General features: G+C 74.6%; 21 protein-coding genes. 7 read left to right on the top strand and 14 right to left on the bottom strand.

Translation table 11 applies throughout. The features are described from left to right. Positions 1-77: 77 nt before the first annotated feature. The 3 genes from ftsL to mraZ form a co-directional block, all read right to left on the bottom strand. A complete protein-coding gene (gene ftsL, locus CTKZ_RS06710; protein ID WP_124342227.1) occupies positions 78-494 on the bottom strand; it encodes a cell division protein FtsL in 417 nt (138 codons plus the stop codon). Continuing rightward, entirely contained in the window at positions 491-1,501 is a 1,011-nt protein-coding gene (gene rsmH / locus CTKZ_RS06705) for a 16S rRNA (cytosine(1402)-N(4))-methyltransferase RsmH (RefSeq protein WP_124342226.1), read from the bottom strand. Before rsmH ends, ftsL begins: the two co-directional genes overlap by 4 nt. A 211-nt stretch (positions 1,502-1,712) precedes the next feature. Further along, positions 1,713-2,189 (bottom strand): division/cell wall cluster transcriptional repressor MraZ, encoded by a 477-nt coding sequence (gene mraZ / locus CTKZ_RS06700; RefSeq protein WP_124342229.1) that lies wholly within the window; start codon positions 2,187-2,189, stop codon positions 1,713-1,715. Between the two features lie 360 nt (positions 2,190-2,549). On the opposite strand from mraZ, the gene CTKZ_RS06695 reads away from it, so the two are divergent. The 3 genes from CTKZ_RS06695 to CTKZ_RS06685 are packed head-to-tail and all read left to right on the top strand — an operon-like array spanning position 2,550 to position 7,104. Further along, entirely contained in the window at positions 2,550-3,563 is a 1,014-nt protein-coding gene (locus CTKZ_RS06695) for an AAA family ATPase (protein ID WP_124342225.1), read from the top strand. Continuing rightward, the gene (locus CTKZ_RS06690; RefSeq protein WP_124342224.1) at positions 3,563-4,804 is read left to right on the top strand and encodes a DUF58 domain-containing protein; all 1,242 of its coding nucleotides are present in this window, start codon (positions 3,563-3,565) and stop codon (positions 4,802-4,804) included. The genes CTKZ_RS06695 and CTKZ_RS06690 overlap by 1 nt, the downstream gene beginning before the upstream one ends. Continuing rightward, positions 4,801-7,104, top strand: a complete 2,304-nt coding sequence (locus CTKZ_RS06685) for a transglutaminase TgpA family protein (protein WP_124342223.1) — start codon at positions 4,801-4,803, stop codon at positions 7,102-7,104. Before CTKZ_RS06690 ends, CTKZ_RS06685 begins: the two co-directional genes overlap by 4 nt. Positions 7,105-7,298: 194 nt before the next feature. On the opposite strand, the gene CTKZ_RS06680 is transcribed toward CTKZ_RS06685, so the two are convergent. From CTKZ_RS06680 to CTKZ_RS06670, 3 genes are read right to left on the bottom strand one after another with little or no spacing between them, the layout of a single operon-like run. Beyond that, a complete protein-coding gene (locus CTKZ_RS06680) occupies positions 7,299-7,694 on the bottom strand; it encodes an SCO2097 family morphological protein (RefSeq protein WP_124342222.1) in 396 nt (131 codons plus the stop codon). 35 nt (positions 7,695-7,729) lie between these two features. Then, positions 7,730-9,001, bottom strand: coding sequence for a DNA polymerase IV (locus CTKZ_RS06675; protein ID WP_124342221.1), 1,272 nt, complete (start codon positions 8,999-9,001; stop codon positions 7,730-7,732). Continuing rightward, positions 8,998-9,477, bottom strand: a complete 480-nt coding sequence (locus tag CTKZ_RS06670; protein WP_160142846.1) for an SAV_6107 family HEPN domain-containing protein — start codon at positions 9,475-9,477, stop codon at positions 8,998-9,000. Before CTKZ_RS06670 ends, CTKZ_RS06675 begins: the two co-directional genes overlap by 4 nt. Before the next feature lie 164 nt (positions 9,478-9,641). Between CTKZ_RS06670 and CTKZ_RS06665 the strand changes: the two genes are divergently transcribed. Further along, on the top strand, positions 9,642-10,535 hold the full coding sequence (locus CTKZ_RS06665) for a spermidine synthase (RefSeq protein WP_235843377.1): 894 nt from the start codon (positions 9,642-9,644) through the stop codon (positions 10,533-10,535). Between the two features lie 39 nt (positions 10,536-10,574). Here CTKZ_RS06665 and CTKZ_RS06660 read toward each other — a convergent pair whose 3' ends face one another. The 5 genes from CTKZ_RS06660 to CTKZ_RS06640 all read right to left on the bottom strand — a co-directional run bounded on the left by CTKZ_RS06660 (position 10,575) and on the right by CTKZ_RS06640 (position 15,343). After that, positions 10,575-10,778, bottom strand: a complete 204-nt coding sequence (locus CTKZ_RS06660) for a cold-shock protein (RefSeq protein WP_013770758.1) — start codon at positions 10,776-10,778, stop codon at positions 10,575-10,577. 273 nt (positions 10,779-11,051) lie between these two features. Next, the gene (locus CTKZ_RS06655) at positions 11,052-11,984 is read right to left on the bottom strand and encodes a proteasome assembly chaperone family protein (RefSeq protein ID WP_124342219.1); all 933 of its coding nucleotides are present in this window, start codon (positions 11,982-11,984) and stop codon (positions 11,052-11,054) included. 91 nt (positions 11,985-12,075) lie between these two features. Continuing rightward, a complete protein-coding gene (locus tag CTKZ_RS06650; RefSeq protein ID WP_124342218.1) occupies positions 12,076-12,516 on the bottom strand; it encodes a response regulator in 441 nt (146 codons plus the stop codon). Positions 12,517-12,527: 11 nt separating this feature from the next. After that, the gene (locus tag CTKZ_RS06645) at positions 12,528-14,111 is read right to left on the bottom strand and encodes a sensor histidine kinase (protein WP_124342217.1); all 1,584 of its coding nucleotides are present in this window, start codon (positions 14,109-14,111) and stop codon (positions 12,528-12,530) included. Continuing rightward, on the bottom strand, positions 14,108-15,343 hold the full coding sequence (locus CTKZ_RS06640; RefSeq protein ID WP_124342216.1) for a PP2C family protein-serine/threonine phosphatase: 1,236 nt from the start codon (positions 15,341-15,343) through the stop codon (positions 14,108-14,110). The genes CTKZ_RS06645 and CTKZ_RS06640 overlap by 4 nt, the downstream gene beginning before the upstream one ends. 208 nt (positions 15,344-15,551) lie before the next feature. On the opposite strand from CTKZ_RS06640, the gene CTKZ_RS06635 reads away from it, so the two are divergent. Both CTKZ_RS06635 and serA read left to right on the top strand, forming a co-directional pair. Continuing rightward, positions 15,552-17,801 carry a HelD family protein gene (locus CTKZ_RS06635; protein WP_124342215.1) on the top strand — a complete coding sequence of 750 codons (2,250 nt, stop codon included), beginning with the start codon at positions 15,552-15,554 and terminating at the stop codon, positions 17,799-17,801. Positions 17,802-17,881: 80 nt separating this feature from the next. Further along, positions 17,882-19,081: a phosphoglycerate dehydrogenase gene (gene serA, locus CTKZ_RS06630; RefSeq protein WP_124342214.1), complete on the top strand. Its 1,200-nt coding sequence runs from the start codon at positions 17,882-17,884 to the stop codon at positions 19,079-19,081. A 98-nt stretch (positions 19,082-19,179) separates the two neighbouring features. On the opposite strand, the gene CTKZ_RS06625 is transcribed toward serA, so the two are convergent. Then, the gene (locus CTKZ_RS06625; protein ID WP_124342213.1) at positions 19,180-19,377 is read right to left on the bottom strand and encodes a DUF5302 domain-containing protein; all 198 of its coding nucleotides are present in this window, start codon (positions 19,375-19,377) and stop codon (positions 19,180-19,182) included. Between the two features lie 194 nt (positions 19,378-19,571). On the opposite strand from CTKZ_RS06625, the gene CTKZ_RS06620 reads away from it, so the two are divergent. Next, positions 19,572-20,597 carry an aldo/keto reductase gene (locus tag CTKZ_RS06620; RefSeq protein ID WP_124342212.1) on the top strand — a complete coding sequence of 342 codons (1,026 nt, stop codon included), beginning with the start codon at positions 19,572-19,574 and terminating at the stop codon, positions 20,595-20,597. A 19-nt stretch (positions 20,598-20,616) separates the two neighbouring features. Here the strand turns inward: CTKZ_RS06620 and CTKZ_RS06615 are convergent, their stop codons facing one another. Further along, positions 20,617-22,644 carry a S9 family peptidase gene (locus CTKZ_RS06615; protein ID WP_124342211.1) on the bottom strand — a complete coding sequence of 676 codons (2,028 nt, stop codon included), beginning with the start codon at positions 22,642-22,644 and terminating at the stop codon, positions 20,617-20,619. A gap of 76 nt (positions 22,645-22,720) precedes the next feature. After that, positions 22,721-23,251 (bottom strand): transcriptional regulator NrdR, encoded by a 531-nt coding sequence (gene nrdR, locus CTKZ_RS06610; protein ID WP_124342210.1) that lies wholly within the window; start codon positions 23,249-23,251, stop codon positions 22,721-22,723. Positions 23,252-23,458 lie beyond the last annotated feature (207 nt).

The following is a 23,458-nucleotide window of genomic DNA, read 5'->3' as shown; positions in this document are numbered from 1 at the left end:
CGACGTGCGGTGCGGTGGCATGCCCCCAGTCTGCGGGCGACGGGGCTGGACCCGCGGCGACCCGCCGACGCGCGTCGTCATCCGCCCGCGGCTGCCGGCGCCGGCGAGCCCTGCACGGTGCCGTCGGCGACCCGGACCCAGCCGGTGCCGTCGGCGGGCACCATGCCGAGCGCACGCGCCGCCGCGGCGAGCTGCGCCGGCGACGCCTTCTGGTCGAGCTGCGCCTGGAGGTCCTTCGCGTCCTGGTTGAGCCGGCCGAGCTCGTTCGTCAGGCCGTACTTCTCGTACGCGCCCTGCGCCATCTGCGTGTTGAGCAGCAGCGCCGACACGAGCGCGAGCGTCAGCACGGCCATGCAGGCCAGCACGAACGGCACGCGCGTGCGCGCCGTCTGCGGTGCCCGGACGAGCCGCAGCCGCGGTGCCGGTGCGGGCTGCGGCCGTGCCGCGGGGTACGCCCGAGCGGCGCTGACCCGCGCCATCGCCTCTGCGCTCATGCTGCCCTCCTGCCAGGGGTGCCACCACGGAGGTGGTCGGGGGTCGGTCGGGTCCGCTCGGCGGCGCGCAGGCGCACGGACTGCGAGCGGGGGTTCGCGGCGAGCTCGGCCTCGTCGGCCTCCTCAGCACCGCGCGTGACGAGCCGCAGGTACGGCGCGTGGGTCTCGGGCTCGACCGGCAGGTCGGGCGGGGCGCTCGAGGTGGCGCCCGCGGCGAACGTCCGCTTGACCAGACGGTCCTCGAGCGAGTGGTACGCCTCGACGACGATCCGGCCGCCGACGGCGAGGGCCTCGACCGACGCCGGGAGCGCCCGCTCGAGGACCTCGAGCTCGCCGTTGACCTCGATGCGCAGCGCCTGGAACGTGCGCTTGGCCGGGTGACCGCCCGTCTTGCGCGTCGCCGCCGGGATCGCCGCGCGGACCAGGTCCACGAGCTCGCCGGTGCGGGCCAGGGGCGCCTTCTCACGTGCCCGGACGATCGAGCGGGCGATGCGCGGCGCGAACCGCTCCTCGCCGTACTCGCGCAGGACGCGCGCGATCTCGCGCTCCTCGTACGTGTTGACGACGTCCGCCGCGGTGAGACCGCGCGTGGGGTCCATCCGCATGTCGAGCGGTGCGTCGTGGGCGTAGGAGAAGCCGCGCTCGCGCTCGTCGAGCTGCAGCGACGAGACGCCGAGGTCCATGAGGACGCCCTGCACGTGCGCGAGGCCGAGGTCGTCGAGCACGTCCCCGATCTCGTCGTAGACCGCGTGCACCGCCGTGAACCGCTCGCCGAACGGCGCGAGCCGGCGGCCCGCGAGGTCGAGCGCCTGCGGGTCGCGGTCGATGCCGACGACGCGGACGTGCGGGAACGCGCGCAGCACGCCCTCGGTGTGCCCGCCCATGCCGAGCGTCGAGTCGACCATGACGGCACCCTCCGCGGCGAGCGCGGGCGCGAGCAGGTCGAGGCAGCGCTGGAGCAGGACCGGCGTGTGCCGGGTGGCGGCGTCGTCGCGTCGCTCGTCCATCGCTGCCTCCTTCCGGTGCGCCGGATGCGGGTACGGGTGTCCCCGGTCTCGGGGGTGTGGGGTGGTGGTCGGACGGTCCCTCCGCCGTCCGGCCAGATCCCCCACCGACCCTCTGGCACCGGGGAAGTGCGCCAGAGCGGACGGGGGGAGGTCTCGACGGGCGGAGCGAGGGTTCGTGGGACGGGCAGGGGCGGGACGTGGGCCGTGGTGCTCAGAACGGCCCGTTCGGGAAGACCTCCTCCGCCGTGTCGGCGTAGCCGGCCTCCTGCTCGGCGAGGTACGTCTCCCACGCCTGCAGGTCCCAGATCTCGACGCGGGTGCCCGCGCCGATGACGGCCACGTCCCGGTCCAGCCCGGCGTACTTGCGCAGCACCGGCGGGATCGAGATGCGGCCCTGCTTGTCGGGCAGCTCGTCGCTCGCCCCCGACAGGAACACGCGCAGGTAGTCGCGCGCCTGCTTGCTGGTCACCGGCGCCTGCCGCAGCTGGTCGTGCATGCGACGGAACTCGTCCATCGGCAGCAGGAAGAGGCAGCGCTCCTGCCCGCGCGTCATGACGAGCCCCGGGGCGAGCTGGCCGCGGAACTTAGCCGGGAGGATGAGCCGGCCCTTGTCGTCCAGGCGCGGTGTGTACGTCCCGAGGAAGGGCGCGAAGGACCCGAAGAGGCCGGTCGACGAGTCATGCGTCACCACGCCTCCCTCCCGGTCCCTGTCGCGGGTTCTCCCCGCCTCACCACGTGCCTCCACGGTACTCCACTTCCCTCCACCCGCCACTGGAAAGGCGCGTGAATTCACCCGTCGGGAACGGTGAAGGTGCAGGTCAGGGGCGGTGGAGGGAAGTGGAGCGGAATTGGGGGTTCACCCGTCTGGGGCGTGTCGCGCCGGGGACGAGAACCGCGCTCTTCGGGCGGAACTCCGCGATTCGGCACACGCCCCCGGGCGGGACGTGGTGAGGTTTCGCCCGCCGGTGGAGGGAAGTGGGGGAAGGACTCCCGGTCGGCGCGGGCCTGATTCCTTTAGGCTCGTCACAGTTCCGCCAAGGGAGGCGTCATGCTGCAGGCCGTGCCGTCGTCGAGCGAGCTCGACGACGTCGTCGACACCACCGACCGGATGCGCGCCGGCATCGAGTCCGTCGTCACCGGGCGTCCGGACCTGGTCCGGACCACGCTCGCCGTGCTGCTCGCGGAAGGGCACATCCTCCTCGAGGACGTCCCCGGCGTCGGCAAGACGACGCTGGCCAAGGCGGTCGCGCGCACGATCGACTGCCCGGTCGGCCGCATCCAGTTCACGCCCGACCTGCTGCCGAGCGACCTCACCGGCGTCAACATCTTCCGCACGCAGACGCACGAGTTCGAGTTCCGGCCCGGACCCGTCTTCGCGCACGTGGTCATCGGCGACGAGATCAACCGCGCCTCGCCCAAGACGCAGTCGGCGCTCCTCGAGTGCATGCAGGAGGCGCAGGCCACCGTCGACGGCCGCACCTACCCGCTCCCCCGGCCGTTCCTCGTCGTCGCGACGCAGAACCCCGTCGAGATGGAGGGGACCTACCCGCTGCCCGAGGCGCAGCGCGACCGCTTCATGGCACGGCTCACCGTCGGGTACCCGAGCGTCGAGTCCGAGCTCGACATGCTCGACCTGCAGGAGACGTCCGACCCGCTCGACCAGCTGCGCCCCGTGACCGACGCCGAGGCGGTCGCCCGGCTCATCGGCACCACGCGCCGGCTCTTCGCCGCACCCGCCGTCAAGCGGTACGTCGTCGACCTCGTCACCGCGACGCGCCAGGACCACGGGCTGCGGCTCGGGGCCTCCCCTCGCGCCGCGATCCAGCTGCTGCGCGCCGCCAAGTCGGTCGCCGCGATGGACGGGCGCGACCACGTCCTGCCCGACGACGTGCAGCGGCTCGCCGAGCCCGTGCTCGCGCACCGCCTCCTGCCCAGCACCGAGTCCCGGCTCTCCGGGCGCAGCACGAGCGACATCGTCGCCGACATCGTGGAGCGCACGCCGCTCCCCGTGCCCGCGTCGCTGACCGCGACCGCCTCGCGCGCCCGACGCGCCATCGGCTGATGGGCCTGCGGCCCACCCGTCGAGGCTGGGCGCTCGGGCTCGGCGGGGTCGCCCTCGGGCTCCTCGGCGTCGGGCTCGGTGCCGTCGACCTCGTGCGCATCGGCACGCTCGTCGTGCTGCTCGTCGTCGGGGCGTGCGTCCTCGTCGGGATGCTCGACCCGGGCCGCGGGCGGCACCGGCTCGCCGTCGCGCGCGACGTCCAGCCCAACCCGGTCCACGCCGGTGAGCACGCGCGCGTCGACGTGCGGATCAAGGCGTCCGACCCCGCCGCGCGCGTGCGCCTCGCCGGTCTGCGGTTCTCCGAGCAGGCGGCCACCGAGCTCTCCGGCGGGCGTCCGCTGCGCGCGCGCGTCCAGCGATCGCCGCAGCAGGTCACCGTCTCCTACCAGGTCGACGCGGCCCGGCGCGGGCGCTGGCAGCTCGGCCCGCTCGTCGTTACGCGCGGCGACCCGTTCGGCGTGGCCCGGTCCAGCGCGACGCTCGGCGACCACGCCGAGGTCGTCGTGTGGCCCGCCGTCGTCCCGCTGCCCACCGCGTCCGACGTGCTCGTGGGCGAGCCGGACCGCGTCGCGCTCGGGGCCCGCACGCCGTCGACGGACGACGCGTCGCTGCGCGACTACCGCGAGGGCGACGACCTGCGTCGCGTGCACTGGCGCAGCAGCGCACGCCGCGGGGCCCTCATGGTCCGCTCGGACGAGCGCGCCGGGATGCGCCCGGTGTCGGTGCTCCTCGACCTGCCCGCGAAGCTGACCGCGCTCGAGTGGACCATCTCGCTCGCCGCGTCGATGGCGCTCGCGATGCTCGACGGCGGCCACCCCGTCCGGCTCGTCGGCGGGCGGGCCGGGACCCCGTCGACGTTCCACCAGGCGCGCACCGGCCCGACCGCACGCACCGCGCTGCTCGACTCGACCGTCGACCTCGAGGCGCCTCGCACGTCCGACGAGGCCGAGAGCCACCTGCTCGACGCGGCGCACCTGCTCGAGACGACCGACGCGGGCGGCGAGATCGTGCTCGCGGTCCTGGGCCCGCTCGGCGCGAGCGCGCGCGCCGCGCTCGCGCACGTCGCCGACGACGCCCAGGGCTGGGCCGTCGTCCGGGCCGACGGCGCGTCGCCCGCGCACGAGCGCGAGGCGCAGCACACCGTGCACGCCCTGCGCCGGGCGGGATGGCGCGCGTGCACGGTCTCCCCCGGCGAGGACATCGTCGGCTGCTGGCTGCGGCTGCTCGGGAGCGCCCGGTGAACGCCGCCCCCGGGCGCGTCCCGCGCGGCCCCCGCAGCCTGATCGCCACCGCGCTGTGCGCGATCGCGACGTGCGCCGCCGTCACCGCGCTGTCCAACCTCATCGAGCCCGGCCGCTGGCTCACCGTCACCTGGGTCGCGGTGCTCCTCGTCGCCGGGGTCGTGGCCGGCACGCGCGCCGTCACCCGGTCCTGGTGGGCACCGACCCTCGTCGGGTTCGTCGTCCTCGCCGCCGGGCTGCTCGTCCGGTACGGCGCTCCCCCGGGCCGCATCCAGGTCCTGCCCGACCTCGGCTCGCTCGACCGCACGCTCGCGACCGCCCGTGAGGGTGCCGCTGTGATCAACGCGTCGCTGGTCCCGATGGCGGGCGTCCGACCCGCCGAGCTGCTCGTCGTCGCCGGCGCCGTCACCGTGCTCCTCGTCACCGACCTCGTGGCCGTCGGGATCGGCATCCCCGCGCTCGCCGGGATCCCGCTCCTCGCGCTGTGGACGCCGACGGTGGTGCTCGGCTTCCCCGCGAGCAGCTGGGCGGTCGCCTGGACCGGCCTCGCCTACCTGCTGCTGCTCGCGCTCAGCGCCACGCCGACGACCGCGCACAGCGACCGCGCCCGTCGGACCGGCGGAGCGCTCGCCGGAGCCGTCGCCGTCGTCGTGCTCGCGCTGGTCGCCGGTCCCGTGGTCGCCGCGCTGCCGGGATGGGCGTCGCTCGCGCTGCCCACGTTCGGCAACGGCCCGGTCGGTCCTCTCCAGCTGTCCGACAACCTGGACCTGCGCGAGAGCCTCGGCACCCGCTCCGGTCAGGTCGTGCTGCGGTACACCGTCGTGTCGCCCGAGGACGCCGCCGCCGCCGAGGCGAGCGCCGAGCCGGACGAGGACGCGACCGGTGCCCTCGAGGTCCCGGTCCCCGCACCCACCGACGACGCCGTCGTCGTCACCGCGCGCATCGTGGGCCCGCTGCGCGCCTTCACGCTCACGACCTTCGACGGCCGGGAGTGGCAGCGCGACGACACCCTCGACCTGTCCACGTGGGAGCCCGGCGAGCTCCTCGCCTCGGACCCCGCCCTGCGCGGCGGCGCCCCGGACGCCACCCGCGGCTCCCTGGCCACCGTCGACGTCGAGGTCGGCGCACTCCGCGAACGACGCCTGCCCGTGAGCACCTTCCCCCGTACGGTCACCGTCGAGGGCGGCTGGAGCTACGACGAGCTGCGCGACGAGGTCGTCGGGCGCCGCAGCACCTTCGACGGCATGCGCTACTCGATGGTCGTCGAGGTCCCCGACCTCATGCCGGACGACCTCGAGGACGCGCCCGTCGGCACGCCCGACGACGGCGGCGCCTCCCTCGAGGTGCCCGGCACCGACCACCGCGAGCAGATCGCCGACCTCGCACGCGAGATCACGGCCGACGCCGAGACCCCGTACCAGCAGGCGATGGCGCTGCAGTCCTACTTCCGGGCCGGCACCAACTTCACGTACGACACCCGGATCGCGCCCGCGCGCACCGAGGACGCCGTGTGGGACTTCCTGCAGTCACGGCGCGGGTACTGCGTGCAGTTCGCCACGTCGATGACGCTCATGGCCCGCATGCTCGGCATCCCCGCGCGCGTCGGTGTCGGCTTCCTCCCTGGCGACGCGAACGGCGACGGCCAGTACGTCGTCACCGGTCGCAAGTCGCACGCGTGGCCCGAGCTGTACTTCGCCGACCAGGGCTGGGTGCGGTTCGAGCCGACGCCCGCGATCCAGGCAGGGCTCCCGCCGGTCTGGAGCGACCCGTTCAGCGCCGTCGACGCGCCCGCGAGCCAGCCCGACGAGGCGATCCCCTCCGCGGCCGCCGCGCCGACCGGTGCCGCCACGACCGCACCCGCGCCGTCCGGCCCGACCGCCCAGGAGGAGGCCGGCGCGAGCTGGACCCGCGTGGGCGTCATCGGGGGGATCGTGCTCGTCCTCGTCGTCGTCGGCCTGTCGCTCGTCCGGCGTCGCACGCGGACCCGCGCCGACGAGACACCCGAGCGCGCCTGGCTGCGGACCCGTCGGCGGCTCGCCGCGAAGGGAGTGTCGTGGTCGGACTCGACGACACCGCGCGACGCGGTCGCGGCCGTGCACGACCAGGTCCGCGCCACGTCGGGGGCCGACCTCGACGAGGTCACCGCGGCCGCCCTGCGTGCGCTCGCGCGGACCGTCGAGCGTCAGCGGTACGCGCCGGTCCCGGGCGACGTGGACCCCGACCAGCTCGTGCGGTGGACGGACGAGATCGTCGACGGCGTGGGGTCGGTGCTCACGGGGGCGTCCCGGTCCTCGTCCTGACGTCCGGTCGGCGAGGGTTCGACCTCGCGACAGGAAGACGAGGCTCGACCTCGCGACAGGAAGAGGTCCGGCGACAGGACGACGTCCCGTCGCGGGACGAGGGAGGGCGCGCCCACCGACTCACTGGTGACGACGCCCGGTGAACGGCGACCGCGTGCTCGCGGTCGCGTGCGCCCGGGAGTAAGCGCGGCGGATCAGCGACCCTGCTGACCCCGGCGACGGTCCCAGCGCTCCTCGAGCCGCGACATGAAACCGCTCTTGCGCGCCTGCGGAGCCCGACGGACGGCACCGTCCGCCTGGACGACGCCCTGCGGGCCGTGCCGTCGCGCGCCGCGGTGCGGGTCGGCGAACGCGAACGCAACGCCCGCGAACATCACGACGAAACCGACGACGCCGAGCCACGGAAGACTTCCCGCGGCACCGAGCACGAGCAGGAGCAGGCCGACGGCTGCGCCGCCGCCGGCGATGAGGTACCGACTGACGGGCCGGCGGCCACGCTGGGTGAGCGTGTTGGCCAAGCGCGGGTCGTCAGAGGTGAGCTGGCGCTCCATCTGCTCAAGTACGCGCTGCTCGTACTCGGAGAGAGGCATTCCGACCCCCGTTGGGCTGTGGATCCGTGACGGGTTCAGGATAGATCCGCGGGAACGAAGGTGGTAGTCGAGCGCGCCTCAGGGTCGGATGAATGGACACCTGTCCTGATGGCAGCGGCCCCGAACCGGGCGCGCACCTCGTCCATCACCCGTTCGGCGTCCCGTCGGTCGGGCGTCGGCTCCGCGACGGCCTCCTCGAGCGTCGGCTGCCGGACGGTCGCCGCGGCGGGCTCGAGACCCTCGGCGCGCACGCCGACGAGCCGCACCGGCAGCCCGCCGAGGTCCGCACCGGCGACGAGCTCGCGGGCGACGAGGTAGAGCTCGCGGCCGACGTCGCTCGGCGTGGTGAGCGTCCGTGAGCGCGTCAGCGTGCGGAAGTCGGACGTGCGGACCTTGACGGTCACCGTCCGGGCGACTAGCTCCTTGTGCCGCAGGCGCGTCGCGCACCGGTCGGCGAGCTCGAGCACCTTGGCCTGGACGACCCCGAGGTCGGCGACGTCCTCGGCGAACGTCTCCTCGGCGCCGATCGACTTCTCCTCGCGGTGCGGCTGCACGGGTCGCGGGTCCCGCCCCCACGAGAGGTCGAACAGGTGCGCGCCGGCCACCTTGCCGACCGCGCGCTGCACGGTCGCGACGTCGCTGTCCGCGAGCTCCGCGACCGTCCGGATGCCCCAGCGCGCGAGCGCGGCCTCCGTCCGCTCCCCCACGCCCCAGAGCGCGCCGACGGGCAGCACCCGCAGGAAGTCGAGCGTCGCCGCACGGGGCACGAGCAGGACGCCGTCGGGCTTGGCGTGGCCGGACGCGAGCTTGGCGACGAACTTGTTCGCGGCGATGCCGACCGAGCACGTGATGCCGAACTCGGCGTGCACCCGCCGCCGGATCTCCGCCGCGATCGTGGTCGGAGGGCCGAGCCGGCGTCGCGCGCCCGCGACGTCGAGGAACGCTTCGTCGACGCTGACCTGCTCCACGAGTGCCGTCACGTCGTGCAGGATCCGCATGACGCCCTGCGAGACGTCGCGGTACGCGGTGTGGTCGGGCGGGACGACGACGGCCTGCGGGCACATGCGCAGCGCCGCTGTCATCGGCATCGCCGAGTGCACGCCGAAGGCCCGTGCCTCGTAGGTCGCCGCGAGCACGACGCCGCGCTGCGCGCCCCCGACGATGACGGGGAGCCCGCGCAGCTGTGGCCGCCGCGCGAGCTCGACGGAGGCGAAGAACGCGTCCATGTCGACGTGCAGGATCGAGCAGCCGTCCTCCTCGCGGCCCCAGTCACGTCGGGCCGCGGCGGCCCGTGGGCCTCGGCTCACGAGGCCGTCACCGCGAGCATGCGCGGTGCACCCGGCAGCGCGGTCGACGACGCCTCGACCAGGGCGCGCGCGGCGTCGACGAAGTCCTCGGCTGCGCACACCGCCTGCTCGGCGCGCGCCGGGGTGACGGCGTCGAAACGGCCGGCGTCGACCGCCGACCGCAGCGAGGCCGCGTCCGCGAAGTAGCCGCTCCAGGTCGCGAGCTCGGGTGCCACGACGTCGAGGATCTCCCAGACGGTCCGCAGCGCGCGACGACCCGCCGGACGGCCGCGCGAGGCGATGACGGCGGCGCCCGCCCGCAGCGCCGCGAGGTGCGCGTGCGAGAACTGCTCCCACGCCTCCGACGAGAACTGGGCCGCGAGGAGCTCGGCGTCGGCGCGGCCGAGGAGCTCCGCGGCGCGCGGCGCCGTCCGTGCGGCGTCGAGACGCTGCACGACAGCGCCCTGCCCGTCCGTGCCGATCGTCGTGGCGCCCATCGCGTCTCCCTCCACCTCCTCCAGTATCGAACACGTGTTCGATCCCGTCAACGCCGTAGCGTGGGGGCATGCCCGACCGGAACGCCCGCCGCACCTCAGGATCGCACCGAGGACCCACACGGCCGGGGCGGGCGGCGACCCGTACGCCGTGGCCGACCGGACCCGTGGCGATCCCCACCGGCACGGTCGAGCTCGTGCGCGACCCCGACGACCCCGACGGCGTGACCGTGCTGGTCAACGGCGTGCCCAGTTCCTACCTCGACACCGCGGACCCGACGCGGCTGGTGTTCGAGTACATGCAGCAGATGGCGGCCGTCATCGAGCGCGTCGGGCCGCCCGGCTCGCCGCTGTCGGTCGTCCACCTCGGTGCGGGCGGCTGTGCGCTCGCGCGCGCGGTCGACGCGGAACGCCCCGGGTCCCAGCAGGTCGCGGTCGAGCTCGACACCGCGCTGCCCGAGCTGGTCCGCGGCTGGTTCGACCTGCCGCGCGCCCCCGCGCTGCGGATCCGTGCAGGCGACGCGCGCGAGCAGCTCGCCCGGCTGGCCGACGCGTCCGCGGACGTCGTCGTGCGGGACGTCTTCGCCGGGGACACGACGCCCGCGCACGTGCGCACGCGCGCGGTCGCGGCGGACGTCGCGCGCGTGCTGCGACCCGGCGGCGTCTACCTCGTCAACTGCGCCGACCGGCCCCCGCTCGCCGACGCTCGGTCGGAGGCCGCGACCCTGGCGGACGTGTTCGACGACGTGGCGGTCGTCGCCGAGCCCGGGCTGCTGCGTGGGCGTGGCTACGGCAACGTCGTGCTCGCCGCGACCGACGACCCCGAGCTGCTCGGCTCCCCCGCGCTGGCCCGCGCGGTGCGGAGCCTGCCCGCGCCGGCCCGACTGCTGCACGGTGACGACGTGGTCGCGTTCACCGGTGGCGCGGGTGTCCTGCTGGACCCGGACGTCGACCCGCACCCGGGCCCTGATGACCCGGCGGGAACCGGACCCGGGGCACGCACGGCGCCGGTCTCGGTCCCGGACCGTGCCCCGGACGACGCACAGGGCCGCACCTCGTGAGGTGCGGCCCTGTGGGAACCGTGCGGCGCGCGGGCGGGGTCAGAGCGGGCGGACGTGCTCCGCCTGCGGGCCCTTGTCGCCCTGCGTGATCTCGAACTCGACGCGCTGGCCCTCGTCGAGCGAGCGGTAGCCCTGCGTGTCGATCGCGGAGTAGTGGACGAAGACGTCAGCGCCGCCGCCGTCCTGCGCGATGAAGCCGTAGCCCTTCTCGGCGTTGAACCACTTGACAGCACCCTGTGCCATGACCGTTTCCCTCTGTCCAACCGGTGTGACGGCCCAGACCCTCTGTCCGAGCCGTGCCGCAATGCCTCACGTCCTGCACCGGGTGGACCAGCCCTGCGGCTGGAAGGTACCGAAGCCCAGGTGAGCGGGCCGGCGCCGGTCAAACGAGTACGTCACTGCAACGACTGCATCCTCGCACGGTGACCTACGCCACGCCACGATTTCTGGCACGTGCATGGCGCGACTCGACAACGATCCGGTAAACGTTCGGTCGCAGAACGGTTGCGGCCAGGCTCAGCGAGGGTCGTCGCCACCCTGCTCGGCGAGGAAGCGCTCGAACTCCGCACCGAGCTCCTCCGCCGTCGGCAGGTCGGTCGTCCCGGCAAGCAGGCTCGTGCGGCCGATGCTCCGGGCGAACGCGTCGTACTGCTCCTCGAGCGCACGCACGACGGTCGACACCTCCTCGGAGCCCGCGACCTGACGCTCGATCTCCCGCTCGGCGTCCTTCGCCGCCTCGGTCAGCGCGGCGACGCGCAGGTCCAGACCCGTCGCCCGCTCGATCCCCTCGAGCGCCGCGACGCTCGCCTGCGGGTACGACGACTGCGCGAGGTAGTGCGGGACGTGCACCGCGAAGCCCATCGCGTCGTGCCCGGACTGGCCGAGGCGCAGCTCCAGGAGGGCGCTCGCGCTCGCCGGGACCTGGACGCGGCCGAACCACGACGCGTGGTCGGCGACCAGGTCGGGACGCGTCGCGTGGGCCGTCACGGAGATCGGGCGCGTGTGCGGGATGCCCATGGGCACGCCGTGCACGCCGATCGTCAGGGGCACGTCGAAGCGCTCGACGATCTGCCGGACGGCCGCCACGTACCGCTCCCACTGCACGTCGGGCTCGGAGCCGTGCAGCAGCAGGAACGGGACGCCGGCCGCGTCCTCGAGGACGTCGACGACGAGCTCGGGCTCCGCGTAGTCGCTCCACGTCGTGGAGTCGAACGTCATCACGGGGCGGCGCGAGCGGTAGTCGAGCAGCTGGTCGACGTCGAAGGTCACGAGGCGTGTCGTGCCGAGCTCCTCCGTGAGGTGCTCCGCGACGAGCTGCCCCGCGCTCCCGGCGTCGACGAATCCGCGCACTGCGTGCACCAGGACCGGGCCGGAGCCCTCCCGGGCGTGCTCCGCGAGCGCCGCAGCCGCCTGCGGGTCGACGTCGTAGATCTCGCTGGGGTCCAACATCGTGGGCGTTCGCCTTCCTCCGACCACCCACCCGCTGCGGGTGGGCCTGCCCGCCACAACGTCGGGACGGTCGGAAGTCTTCCCCGGGCGGTCAGCGACCGGGGAGACGCACCACCTCGACGAAGAACTCGTCGATCTGGCGGACGACGTCGATGAACCGGTCGAAGTCGACGGGCTTGGTGACGTACGCGTTCGCGTGCAGCGAGTAGCTGCGCACCACGTCCTCCTCGGCCTCCGAGGTGGTGAGCACGACGACCGGGATCGACCGCAGCGACTCGTCGACCTTGAGGGCTTGCAGCACCTCACGCCCGTCCATGCGCGGCAGGTTGAGGTCGAGGAGGATCAGGTCCGGCGTCGGCGCGTCGGTGTGCTCACCCTCCTTGCGGAGGAACTCCATGGCGCTCACGCCGTCGGCCACGACCCAGAGACGGTTGCGCACCTTGTTGTGCTCGAAGGCCTCACGCGTCATGAGGACGTCGCCCGGGTCGTCCTCGACGAGAAGGACGTCGATGACCTTGGTGCTGGAGGGCACAGGAGCTCCGTTCAGGCGGTGAGGGTGTCGAAAGCCGGTGCAGGCAACGTCCAGAGGATACGGGTCCCGACGTCCTGCGTCGGCTCGATCCAGATGCGGCCGCCGTGGAACTCGACGATCTTCTTGCACAGCGCGAGCCCGATGCCCGTGCCCTCGTAGACGTCCTTGGCGTGCAGCCGCTGGAAGATCACGAACACCCGCTCGGCGTACTGCGCGTCGATCCCGATGCCGTTGTCCCGGCACTCGAGCTCCCACTCGTCGCCGACCTGACGCGCGCTGACGTGCACGTGCGGCACGCGGTCGGGAGCCCGGAACTTCACGGCGTTGCCGATGACGTTCTGAAAGAGCTGCACCAGCAGCGCCTCCTCGCCGCGGACGGTCGGCAGCGGGTCATGCGTCACGACCGCGCCCGTCTCCGCGATCCGTTCCTCGAGGTTGTCGACGGCCTCCGCGAACGCCGCGTCGAGGTCGACGTCGGTCACCTCGCCGCCGTGCCGGCCGACGCGCGAGAAGCCGAGCAGGTCGTTGATGAGCCGCTGCATGCGCTTCGCGCCGTCGACGGCGAAGTCGATGTACTGGTCCGCGCGCTCGTCGAGCTGGCCGCCGTAGCGCTTCTGCAGCAGCTGCGTGAAGCTCGCGACCTTGCGCAGCGGCTCCTGCAGGTCGTGCGACGCGACGTACGCGAACTGCTCGAGGTCCCGGTTCGACCGGCGCAGCTCCTCCGCCTGGGCGGTGAGCTGGTCGTGCGCCTCGGCGATCTCGGACCGCGACTGCTCGACGGCGCGCACCTCGGTCACGAGCGCGACGCGCATGCGCTCGACGTCGTCCGCGAGGTCGGCGATCTCGCCCGGACCCGTCGTGTCGACCGGGTGCGCGAGCTCGCCCGACGCGACCGCGCGGGCGTCCGCCGCGAGCTCGCCCAGGGGCTCCAGCACCCAGCGGCGCAGGGCGACCCAGAGCGCGACGCCGACACCGATCGCCGCGACCACCAGCAGGATGACGGACAGCGCCGCGACGAGCATCCAGTGCGACAGCTCGTCGACGGCCTCCGCGCGGCGGTCCCGCAGGAGGGTGATGTAGGCGTCGGCCTGCACGCGGGCCTCGTCGAAGAGCTGCCGGCCGGCCTCGATCTCCTCGGAGGTCACGGACGCCGTGCCCTCGGACGCGACCTGCGCCATGGTCGGCTGCGCGAACTCCTCGTTCCAGCGCGCCCCCGCGTCGGCGGCGGCCTGCGCGGCGGCCGTGAGCTCCGGGTCGGCGCCGTGCTCGCGCTCGCGCTCGGCGAGGACCCGGAACGACAGGTCGTCCTCGAGCGCGCGCTGGTACGGCTCGAGCGTCACCTCGTCGCCCGTCAGCGCGTACCCCCGGACGGACGTCTCGGCGTCGACGAGCTGGATGTACGCGCCGTCGGCCTGGGTGATCGCGTCGAAGTACGTCTGCGTCACGGCGTCCTGCCGCTCGACGACGCGGCCGAGGACGAGCGCGGCTCCGACCACGACGAGCGCGAGGAGGGCGGCCGCCGTGACGAGCAGCCTGAGCAGGCGACGGCGCAGCGTGACCCGCCCGCCGACGCGGGGGGTGGTCGGAGCGCTCATGCACCCCACCCGAGCAGGACGACCGCGGCGTCGTCAACGAGGTCGCCGCCGTGCAGCCCGCGGACCTCGTGCAGGACACGCTCGACGAGGTCGACGGGGTCGTCGTCGGCACGGGCGTCGTCGGTGCCGCGACGCTCGGTCGCGAGGACGCGGTCGACGACCGCGAGCAGCCCGGCCTTGCCGACGCGCTCCGGTCCGCCGTGCACCGTCGCCTCGAGCAGCCCGTCGGTGTACATGAGGATGCGCCAGTCCCCGTCGAGCTCGAGCCGCTCCGGCTCCCAGCCGCCGTGCACGGGGATGCCCAGCGCGCGGCCGCGACGCTGCGTCGGCAGGAGCGCCGACGGCGGGCCGAGCAGGAACGGCACGGGGTGACCCGCCTGGTAGAGGTCGGCGCTCGCGCGGTCGGGCGCGACGACCAGCATCGTCGCCGTCGTGAACACCTCGGGACGCGCACGCTCGAACGCGAGCACGCGCTCGAGCAGTCCGAGGATGTCGCCCGCCGGCGTCCCGGCCAGCACGAGCGTGCGCCACGCCGTGCGGAGCGTCGCGCCGAGCGCGGCCTCGTCCGGACCGTGCCCGCACACGTCGCCGACGAGCGCGAGCACCCGGCCGTCGGGCAGCTCGACGACGTCGTAGAAGTCCCCGCCGAGGAGCCCGTCGCGACCCGCGCGGTACCCGACGCGGACCTCGAGCTTGTCGTCGCGCACGGCCGGCGTCGGGAGCAGCGCCCGCTCGAGGCGCGTCGTCTCCTCGGCGCGCACCAGGCTCCGGTACAGCGCGCGGTCGGTCTCCTCGAGCCGGCGGCGCTGGACGGCGTACCGCACCGAGCGCGACAGCAGCTCGCCGTCGACCTCGCCCTTGACGAGGTAGTCCTGGGCACCCGCGGCGACGGCCTGCACGCCGGCGTCGGCGCCTGAGAGTCCCGTCAGCACCACGACCGCGGGGGCACCGGCGCCGAGCAGGCGCTCGAGCGCGCCGATCCCCATCGCGTCGGGCAGGCCGAGGTCCAGGAGCACGCAGTCGACGTCCAGCCGTTCGAGCGCCTCGTCGAGGGAGCGCACCCACACGAGGTCGACCGGCAGGCCGGCGTCGCTCAGGTGCTCCCGCACGAGAAGGGCGTCGCCGTCGTCGTCCTCGACCAGGAGGATCCGGACGACACCGTCCCGGGAGCCGACGGGACCGGGCGTGGCGGTGCCGCGGGCGTCGTCGCCCGCGGTCGTCGCGTGGGTCACGGGTCTCCTCTCGTCGGGCTGGGGGAAGCGTAGGCCCCGCGCGGCCTTCGTGCGTCCCCCACCGCCGGGCGGGCCGCCGACCGGACGGTGCGAGGCGTCCCCGTCGTGGTGGACAATGGACGGCCGCTTTCGGCGCCCGTCGACCCGACCGGGTGAACGGGCGGCAGGTTCGAGCGGAGCACCGTTCCGCGGACGGAGGATCGCGCACGTGGCAGGAATCGAGGCAGAGCTCGCCGCCGAGCAGCAGACGGTCGACGGGCTCTACGCGCGGCTCGACGACCTGCGCGCCCAGACGCGCGACCGGCTCGCACGGGTCCGCCGGTCCGGTCCCTCGGGGTCGCCCCAGAACCGCAGCGAGCGCGACGCGTTCGCGACGCTGTACGAGGACCGCGTCGCGCAGCTCGAGGCCGTCGAGGAGCGCCTGGTGTTCGGGCGGCTCGACCTCGAGGACGGCGTGCGCCGGTACGTGGGACGCATCGGCCTGACCGACGAGGAGCAGTCGCCGCTGCTCACCGACTGGCGCGCACCCGCGGCGCAGCCGTTCTACCGCGCCACCGCCGCGCACCCCGACGGCGTCGTGCGGCGACGGCACGTCGTCACGCGCGGGCGGAAGGTCACGGGTGTCGAGGACGAGGTGCTCGACCTCGACCTGCTCACCGACGGCGACGACGCGCGCCTCTCGGGCCTGTCGGGCGAGGGCGCCCTGCTCGCGGGCCTGGCCGCCGGCCGGACCGGGCGGATGGGCGACATCGTCGCGACGATCCAGGCCGAGCAGGACCGGATCATCCGCGACGAGCTCACCGGCGCCCTCGTCGTGCAGGGCGGGCCGGGCACCGGCAAGACCGCGGTCGCGCTGCACCGCGCGGCGTACCTGCTGTACGCGCACCGGCGCGTGCTCGAGCGTTCCGGCGTCCTGCTCGTCGGGCCGAGCCGCACGTTCCTGCGCTACATCGACCAGGTGCTCCCGTCCCTGGGCGAGACGGGGGTGGTCACGACGACCGTCGCCGAGCTCGTCCCGGGCATCGTCGCGACGGGCACCGAGCCCGAGGCGGTCGCCGAGCTCAAGGGCCGCGCCGTCATGGCGTCGGTCGTCGGGCGTGCCGTCCGCGACCGGCAACGGGTACCCGCCGAGGCGACGACGGTGCGCGTCGACGGCCGGACGATCGTCGTGCGGCCGCAGGACGTCGCGTCGGCGATCGCCCGGGCCCGGCGCAACCACCGGCCGCACAACCTCGCGCGCGTCGGCTTCGTCCGCGACATGCTCGCGCGGCTCGCCGAGCAGTACGTGCAGCAGCTCGGCGGCGAGATCCCCTCCGACGAGCGCAGCGAGATCGTCGAGGAGCTCCGTACGACCCGCGAGATCCGCATCGCGCTCAACCTCGCGTGGATGCCGCTGACCCCGGAGAAGCTGCTCGCCGACCTGTGGGCCAAGCCCTGGCGGCTCGAGTCCGCGGCGCCGCAGCTCTCCCCCGCCCAGCGCCGGCTGCTCGCGCGCGACCCCGACGCCCCGTGGACGCCCGCCGACGTGCCGCTGCTCGACGAGGCCGCCGAGCTGCTGGGCGAGGACGACCAGGCGGTGCGCGCGCAGGCCCGCGCGGCGGCCGAGCGCCGCCAGTCCGAGCTCGAGTACGCGCGTCAGGTGCTCGAGTCGACCGGCAGCGGCGCGCTCGTGTCCGCCGAGATGCTCGCCGACCGGTTCGCGTCGTCCGGTCCCGCGCTGACGACCGCGGAGCGCGCCGCCGCCGACCGCAGCTGGACCTACGGGCACGTCGTCGTCGACGAGGCGCAGGAGCTGTCGGCCATGGCGTGGCGCGCCCTGCTGCGCCGCGTGCCCACGCGGTCGCTCACGATCGTCGGCGATGTCGCGCAGACGACCGCCGCCGCCGGGGCGCGCGACTGGGCGCGCATGCTCGACCCGGTGCTGCGCTCGTCGTGGCGGCTCGCGGAGCTCACCGTGAACTACCGGACTCCCGCGGTCGTCGCGGACACGGCCCGCCGCGTGGCCGTCGCCGCCGGGCTGCCCGTGAGCCCCCTGACCTCGGCGCGCGACGTGCCGGACGCCCTGGTCGTGGAGTCCGTCGGGGGCGACACGATCGGCGCGGCGGCGGCCCGGTACGCCGAGAAGGCGGTCACCGAGGTGACCGACGCGTCCGGCGCGGGGCGCGTCGCCGTCGTCGCGACGCCCGGCCACCTGGGGCGCGTGCACGAGGCGCTGCGCGACGCCGGCACGCCCGCGGTGCTGGGCGCCGGTGCGACGAGCGCCGACCTCGACGCCCCGCTCGTGCTGCTCACGCCGCGCGAGGCCAAGGGCCTCGAGTTCGACGTCGTCGTGCTCGTCGAACCCGCCGACGTGCTCGCGGCCTCCGCGGGCGACCTGTACGTCGCGATGACCCGCCCGACGCGTGCGCTGCGCGTGCTCCACAGCGCGCCGCTGCCCGCGGGCTGGGCGGCGGACTGACGCGTCACGACCGCGGGCGGCTCGTGTCCGAGGGCCGGACCGTCTTGGGTCGCGGGCCGGACGGGGCGCACCATAGGGACGTGCCCAAGGCCCTGCTGCTCGAGAACCTCCACCCGCAGGCGCGCTCGATCCTCGAGTCCGCCGGCTACGACGTGACCACCCGCACGGGTGCGCTCGACGAGCACGAGCTCGTCGAGGCCCTGGAGGGGGTCCAGCTCCTCGGCATCCGCTCCAAGACGCACGTGACGTCCGCGGTGCTCGAGCAGGCGTCCGACCTCGTCGCGATCGGCGCGTACTGCATCGGCACCAACCAGATCGACCTCGCCGCGGCGGCGTCGCGCGGTGTCGCGACGTTCAACGCGCCGTTCTCGAACACGCGCTCGGTCGTCGAGATCGCGATCTCCGAGATCATCGCGCTGACCCGCCGCCTCACCGAGTTCGACAAGGCCATGCACGACGGCGTGTGGAACAAGTCCGCGACCGGCGCGCACGAGGTCCGCGGCCGCACGCTCGGCATCATCGGCTACGGCAACATCGGCACCCAGCTGTCGGTGCTCGCCGAGAACCTCGGCATGTCCGTCGTCTTCTACGACACGGCCGAGAAGCTCGCGCTCGGCAACGCGCGTCGCATGGACACGCTCGACGAGCTGCTCGAGGCCGCCGACATCGTCACGCTGCACGTCGACGGCCGCAGCGGCAACGCGGGCCTCTTCGGTGCCAAGCAGTTCGCGCGCATGCGTCCGGGCGCGGTGTTCCTCAACCTGTCCCGCGGCTTCGTCGTCGACTACTCGGCCCTGCGCGACGCCGTCGTGTCGGGTCACGTGAGCGGCGCGGCCGTCGACGTCTTCCCCGTCGAGCCCAAGCGCAAGGGCGACCCGTTCGACTCCGAGCTGCGCGGCCTGCCGAACGTCATCCTCACGCCGCACACGGGCGGCTCGACCGAGGAGGCGCAGGAGGCGATCGGCCAGTTCGTGTCGAACAAGGTGCGGGACTACCTGTCCACGGGCTCGACGACGCTCAGCGTCAACGTGCCGAACCTCGCGCTCGACCAGCCGCCGGGCGTGCACCGCCTCGCGTACCTGCACCACAACGTGCCCGGGGTCCTCGCCGCGGTGAACGCCACGCTCGCCGAGCACGGCGTCAACATCGAGGGCCAGCTCCTCGCGACGCGCGGCGACCTCGGCTACGTGGTCACCGACGCCGGCTCGGCCGTCGACCAGGCCGTCGTCGACGCGCTGTCGTCGCGCCCGGAGACGGTGCGGCTGCGCCTGCTGTCCTGACCCTCGTGCACGGCGGCGGTCACCGCTGCTGGCCCGTGCATGACGAAGGGCCCCACCGGTCGCCGGCGGGGCCCTTCGTCATGCGGTGCGGGTGAGGCTCAGGACGAGCCGGACTTGCGCTGGAACCGGCGCTGGGCCGGACCCGCCGTCTCCGACCCGTGGACCTGCCCGGTGTTCGTGGAGCCCGCGGCCGTCCGGTGCTGCGCCGCCTTCTTGCGGTCGAGCGCCTCCCGGAACTTCGCCTTGGCGTCCTCGCTCACCGCCTCCGCTGCCGGCTTCGCGCTGTCGTTGCTCATCGGCTACTCCTCGGTGTGACTCGGTCTGTCGACGCACCCGGGGGGCGCGTCGGTCCAGCCTCCCGGACCGCGCGCGGCCGCGCCACCCGTTTGGGCGCCCGCGTCGTCCGGGGCGTGCCGTGCGACGACGGCGGCGGCAGGTGACGGCTGCGCCGTCCCGCCGGGCGTCGTCGCGTGCGGGGTACGGTCGAGCGGTGACCACCGCACCGCCGCCCCTGCCCCACCGGCGCGCGGGCGGTCTCTCGCTCCCGGTCGTCTCGCTCGGGCTGTGGCAGAACTTCGGCGAGGCGCGACCCTACGCGCAGCAGCGGGAGGTCGTGCTGCACGCGGTCGAGCGCGGCGTCGTGCACCTCGACCTCGCGAACAACTACGGGCCACCGCCGTTCGCCGCCGAGGAGACCGTCGGACGGCTGCTCGCGACGGGCCTGCGCGGCCACCGCGACGAGCTCGTCCTGACCACGAAGGCCGGGTACCGCGCGTGGCCCGGCCCGTACGGCGAGCACGGGTCCGCGAAGTACCTGCGCGCCTCGCTCGACGAGTCCCTCCGGCGGCTCGGCGTGGACGCGGTCGACGTGTTCTACAGCCACCGCTACGACCCGACGACGCCGCTCGAGGAGACGATCGGTGCGCTCGGTGCCGCGGTCCGCGCGGGCAAGGCCGTGCACGTGGGCATCTCGTCGTACTCCGCGGACCGCACGCGTGAGGCGCTCGACGTCGCCGCACGCCTCGGGGTGCGCCTCGCCGTGCACCAGCCCGCCTACTCGATCCTCAACCGGTGGGTCGAGACACCCGGCGCCGACGGCCGGTCGCTGCTCGACGTCGCCGGCGACGCCGGGATGGCCGTCGTGGCGTTCTCGCCCCTCGCGCAGGGCATGCTCACGCCCCGGTACCTCGACGGGGTCCCCGCCGACTCGCGCGCCGCACGCGGCGGCCCGCTGCGCCCCGAGTGGCTGACCCCCGAGGTGCTCGACCACGTGCGCGCGCTCGACGGCGTCGCGCGCGCCGGTGGACGCACGCTGCCGCAGCTCGCGCTCGCCTGGGTGCTCCGCGACCCGCGCGTGACCTCGGTCCTCGTCGGCGCGCGCACCGTCGAGCAGCTCGACGACAACCTCGCCGCGGCGACCGCGGCTCCCCTGGACGACGACGAGGTCGCCGCGGTCGACGCCCACGCCGTGGACGCGGGCGTCAACCTGTGGGGGCCGCGGTCGAGCGACCGCTGAGTCGTCGCCGGACGGCCCGTCAGGAGGCCGGCAGGTGCCTGCCCCACCACGCGAGGACGTGCTCGAAGCGCTGGCGGCGGTGCCGCGGACGCCCGGACCGCGTCAGCTCGTGGCCCTCGCCCGGGAACAGCAGCAGCTCCGCCTCGACACCGCGCCGACGCAGCTCCACGAACCACCGCTGCCCCTGCTCGACCGGGCACCGCCAGTCCTGCTCCGAGTGGATCACCAGCGTCGGCGTGCGCACCGCACCGACGTGCGCCATCGGCGACTGCGCCGCGACCGCGCGCGCACCGTCCTCGTCACCCGCGTCGCCCAGGTACTCCAGGCCGAAGAACCAGCCGATGTCGCTCGAGCCGACGAAGCTCACCGGGTCGAGGAACCCGCGCTCGACGACCGCCGCCGCGAACCGGTCCGTGCGCGTCGTCAGCCACGCCGTGAGGTACCCGCCGTACGACCCGCCCATCACGCCCACCCGGTCCGCGTCGACCTCCGGCAGCGTCGCCGCCGCGTCGAGCAGCGCCAGCACGTCGTCCGTGTCGACCGTGCCGAACGCGCGGTGGATCGCCCGGCCGTGCGCGCGGCCGTACCCCGACGAGCCGCGGGGGTTGCCCAGCACGACCGCCCAGCCGGCCGCGGCGAGGACCTGCACCTCGTCGAACACCGCGTGGGTGTACTGCGCGTGCGGCCCGCCGTGGATCATGAGGATCGTCGGGTACGGGCCCGGGCCGTGCCGCTCCGGGTCGGGCGTCACCACCCAGCCGTGGACCGGGTAGCCGTCCGGTGCGGTCGCGTCGAGCTCGCGGGGCTCACGGACGCCCGCCGCCCGCAGCGGAGCCGAGAGATCGGTGCGCGGCGTCGCGACGCCCGACCCGTCGAGCGGCACCGCGAGCACGTCGCCCGCGGACGTCGGGTGCGCGGCGGTGACCACGGCGAACGGCACCGCACCCTGCGCGACCGCAGCGCCCGACACGACGTGCCGTCCCCCGAGCAGCGTGACGAACGCGCCGTCGTCGGCCACACGCGCCAGGTGCACCGCACCCCGGTGCTGGACCGCCACGAGCGGCCCGTCGGCCGACTCCACGAGCACGCCCGCGTCGAGGTCCACCGCGTCGGCGTCCGTCAGCCGCACCGGGACAGCGGGTTCCTGACCCGCGACCGGCAGCGCTGCACGGAACAGGCCGACCTGCGCCGCCACGAAGTCGTGGCCCGACGGGCCGAGGTCGGTCGCGAGCAGCCACACGGCCGTACCGTCGGCCGACGGCAGCACCGCCTCCACGCCCAGCGTGCTCCCCCGGTCCGCGTCGGTGACCGGCACCAGGTCGAGCACGTCGACCGCGTCCGACCCGGCGGGGACGACGACCGCATCCCGACGCAGGTCCTCCTCCCGGGCGGCGTGCCGCGGGACGACCGCGACCAGCGCGTCGCCCGACGGCAGCCAGCGCGCGCCGCGCACCTCGGCGTCGCCGCGGGTCAGCGCCGTCGACTCCGGGATCTCGGTCACCCGGGCCAGCTGTGCGGGCGACGCGTCGGTCGTCGGCACCTCGACGACGAAGACGTGCTGGCGCTTGTCCCGCTCGAACCCGATGCCGTCGCCGCGGTATCGGAACGACGTGATGTGCCGCGCGGGCTCGCCGGCCGGGTCGGCGCCGGCCACGTAGCGCCCCTCCTCCGGCACGCGGGCGAGGTAGGCGATCCGCCGCCCGTCGGGCGAGAACCGAGGTGCCGACACCCCGAGCGGCGCGTCCGTGAGCCGCACCGGCTCGCCACCCGACGCCTCGACGACGTAGAGCTGCGGCTTGCCCTTCGGCTCCGCACGGCAGAACGCGACCCAGCGGCCGTCGGGCGACACGTCCGGGGCGGTGTCACGGTGCCCGCGCGTGATCCGGTGCGGCGCGGCGTCTCCCGCGAGCGGGACGAGCCAGAGCTGCCCGGTGTACTCGTCGGTCACGAGGTCGGGGTGCGTGACGGCCACGACGGCCGCGGAGCCGTCGGGCAGCAGGGCGGGGGCGGACGGGACGGACAGGAGCGGGAGGTCGTCAGGTGTCACCGGACGAACCTACGTGACGTCACGCGGTGCTCCCGCTGTGGACGCCTCTCCGCCGCCCGGCCGGGGCTGGGTGGCCTCAGGCAGTCGGGCCGGGGCCCGTCGGGCCGGCGACCGAACCCACCTCGTCGGCGGAGTCCGGGTCCGCTGCCTCGATGCGGCCCTCGCGGTCCGCGCGCAGGACGGTGATCGCGGCCTCGAAGTCCTCGAGCGAGTCGAACGCCTGGTAGACGCTCGCGAACCGGAGGTACGCGACCTCGTCGAGCTCGCGCAACGGCCCCAGGATGGCCAGCCCGATCTCGTACGCGTCGATCTCGGCCGAGCCCGACGCGCGGAGCGTCTCCTCGACGCGCTGCGCGAGCAGCGCGAGGTCGTCCTCGCTCACCGGACGTCCCTGGCACGCCTTGCGGACGCCGTTGGCGATCTTCTCGCGGCTGAAGGGCTCGGTGACCCCCGAGCGCTTGACGACCGAGAGGCTCGCGGTCTCGACGGTCGTGAACCGCCGGTTGCACTGCGGGCACTGGCGGCGACGGCGGATGGACGAGCCGTCGTCCGACGTGCGGGAGTCGACGACACGGGAGTCCGGGTGTCGGCAGAACGGGCAGTGCACCGCGATGTCTCCTCGCTGTCACGGACAGCGAGTCCCCTGACCCCGCTCGTCCTCGTCCCGGCGACGCTAGGACACCGTCCTACGGCGTCGCAAGGCGCGCAGACCTGACCACTCGATCGACCGCCCGGTCGCGCGGGGGCGAGGTCGCGGAGTCGGGCACCCGCGTACAGGGAGGCGGCCGCTCGTCGCGGCCGCCTCCCTGGGGAC

The organism is Cellulomonas algicola (genome assembly GCF_003851725.1).
GTDB lineage: Bacteria > Actinomycetota > Actinomycetes > Actinomycetales > Cellulomonadaceae > Cellulomonas > Cellulomonas algicola.
The sequence above is the reverse complement of the archived record's forward strand: the minus strand, read 5'-3'. Positions and strand labels throughout refer to the sequence as shown.

Excerpts from the sequence above, each read along its gene's own strand:
- CTKZ_RS06695 (WP_124342225.1), top strand. The coding sequence starts at position 2,550 with ATGCTGCAGGCCGTGCCGTCGTCGAGCGAGCTCGACGACGTCGTCGAC.
- CTKZ_RS06645 (WP_124342217.1), bottom strand. The coding sequence starts at position 14,111 with ATGAGCGCTCCGACCACCCCCCGCGTCGGCGGGCGGGTCACGCTGCGC.
- CTKZ_RS06625 (WP_124342213.1), bottom strand. The coding sequence starts at position 19,377 with ATGAGCAACGACAGCGCGAAGCCGGCAGCGGAGGCGGTGAGCGAGGAC.
- CTKZ_RS06690 (WP_124342224.1), top strand. The coding sequence starts at position 3,563 with ATGGGCCTGCGGCCCACCCGTCGAGGCTGGGCGCTCGGGCTCGGCGGG.
- CTKZ_RS06655 (WP_124342219.1), bottom strand. The coding sequence starts at position 11,984 with ATGTTGGACCCCAGCGAGATCTACGACGTCGACCCGCAGGCGGCTGCG.
- rsmH (WP_124342226.1), bottom strand. The coding sequence starts at position 1,501 with ATGGACGAGCGACGCGACGACGCCGCCACCCGGCACACGCCGGTCCTG.
- CTKZ_RS06660 (WP_013770758.1), bottom strand. The coding sequence starts at position 10,778 with ATGGCACAGGGTGCTGTCAAGTGGTTCAACGCCGAGAAGGGCTACGGC.
- CTKZ_RS06670 (WP_160142846.1), bottom strand. The coding sequence starts at position 9,477 with ATGGGCGCCACGACGATCGGCACGGACGGGCAGGGCGCTGTCGTGCAG.
- CTKZ_RS06680 (WP_124342222.1), bottom strand. The coding sequence starts at position 7,694 with ATGCCTCTCTCCGAGTACGAGCAGCGCGTACTTGAGCAGATGGAGCGC.
- ftsL (WP_124342227.1), bottom strand. The coding sequence starts at position 494 with ATGAGCGCAGAGGCGATGGCGCGGGTCAGCGCCGCTCGGGCGTACCCC.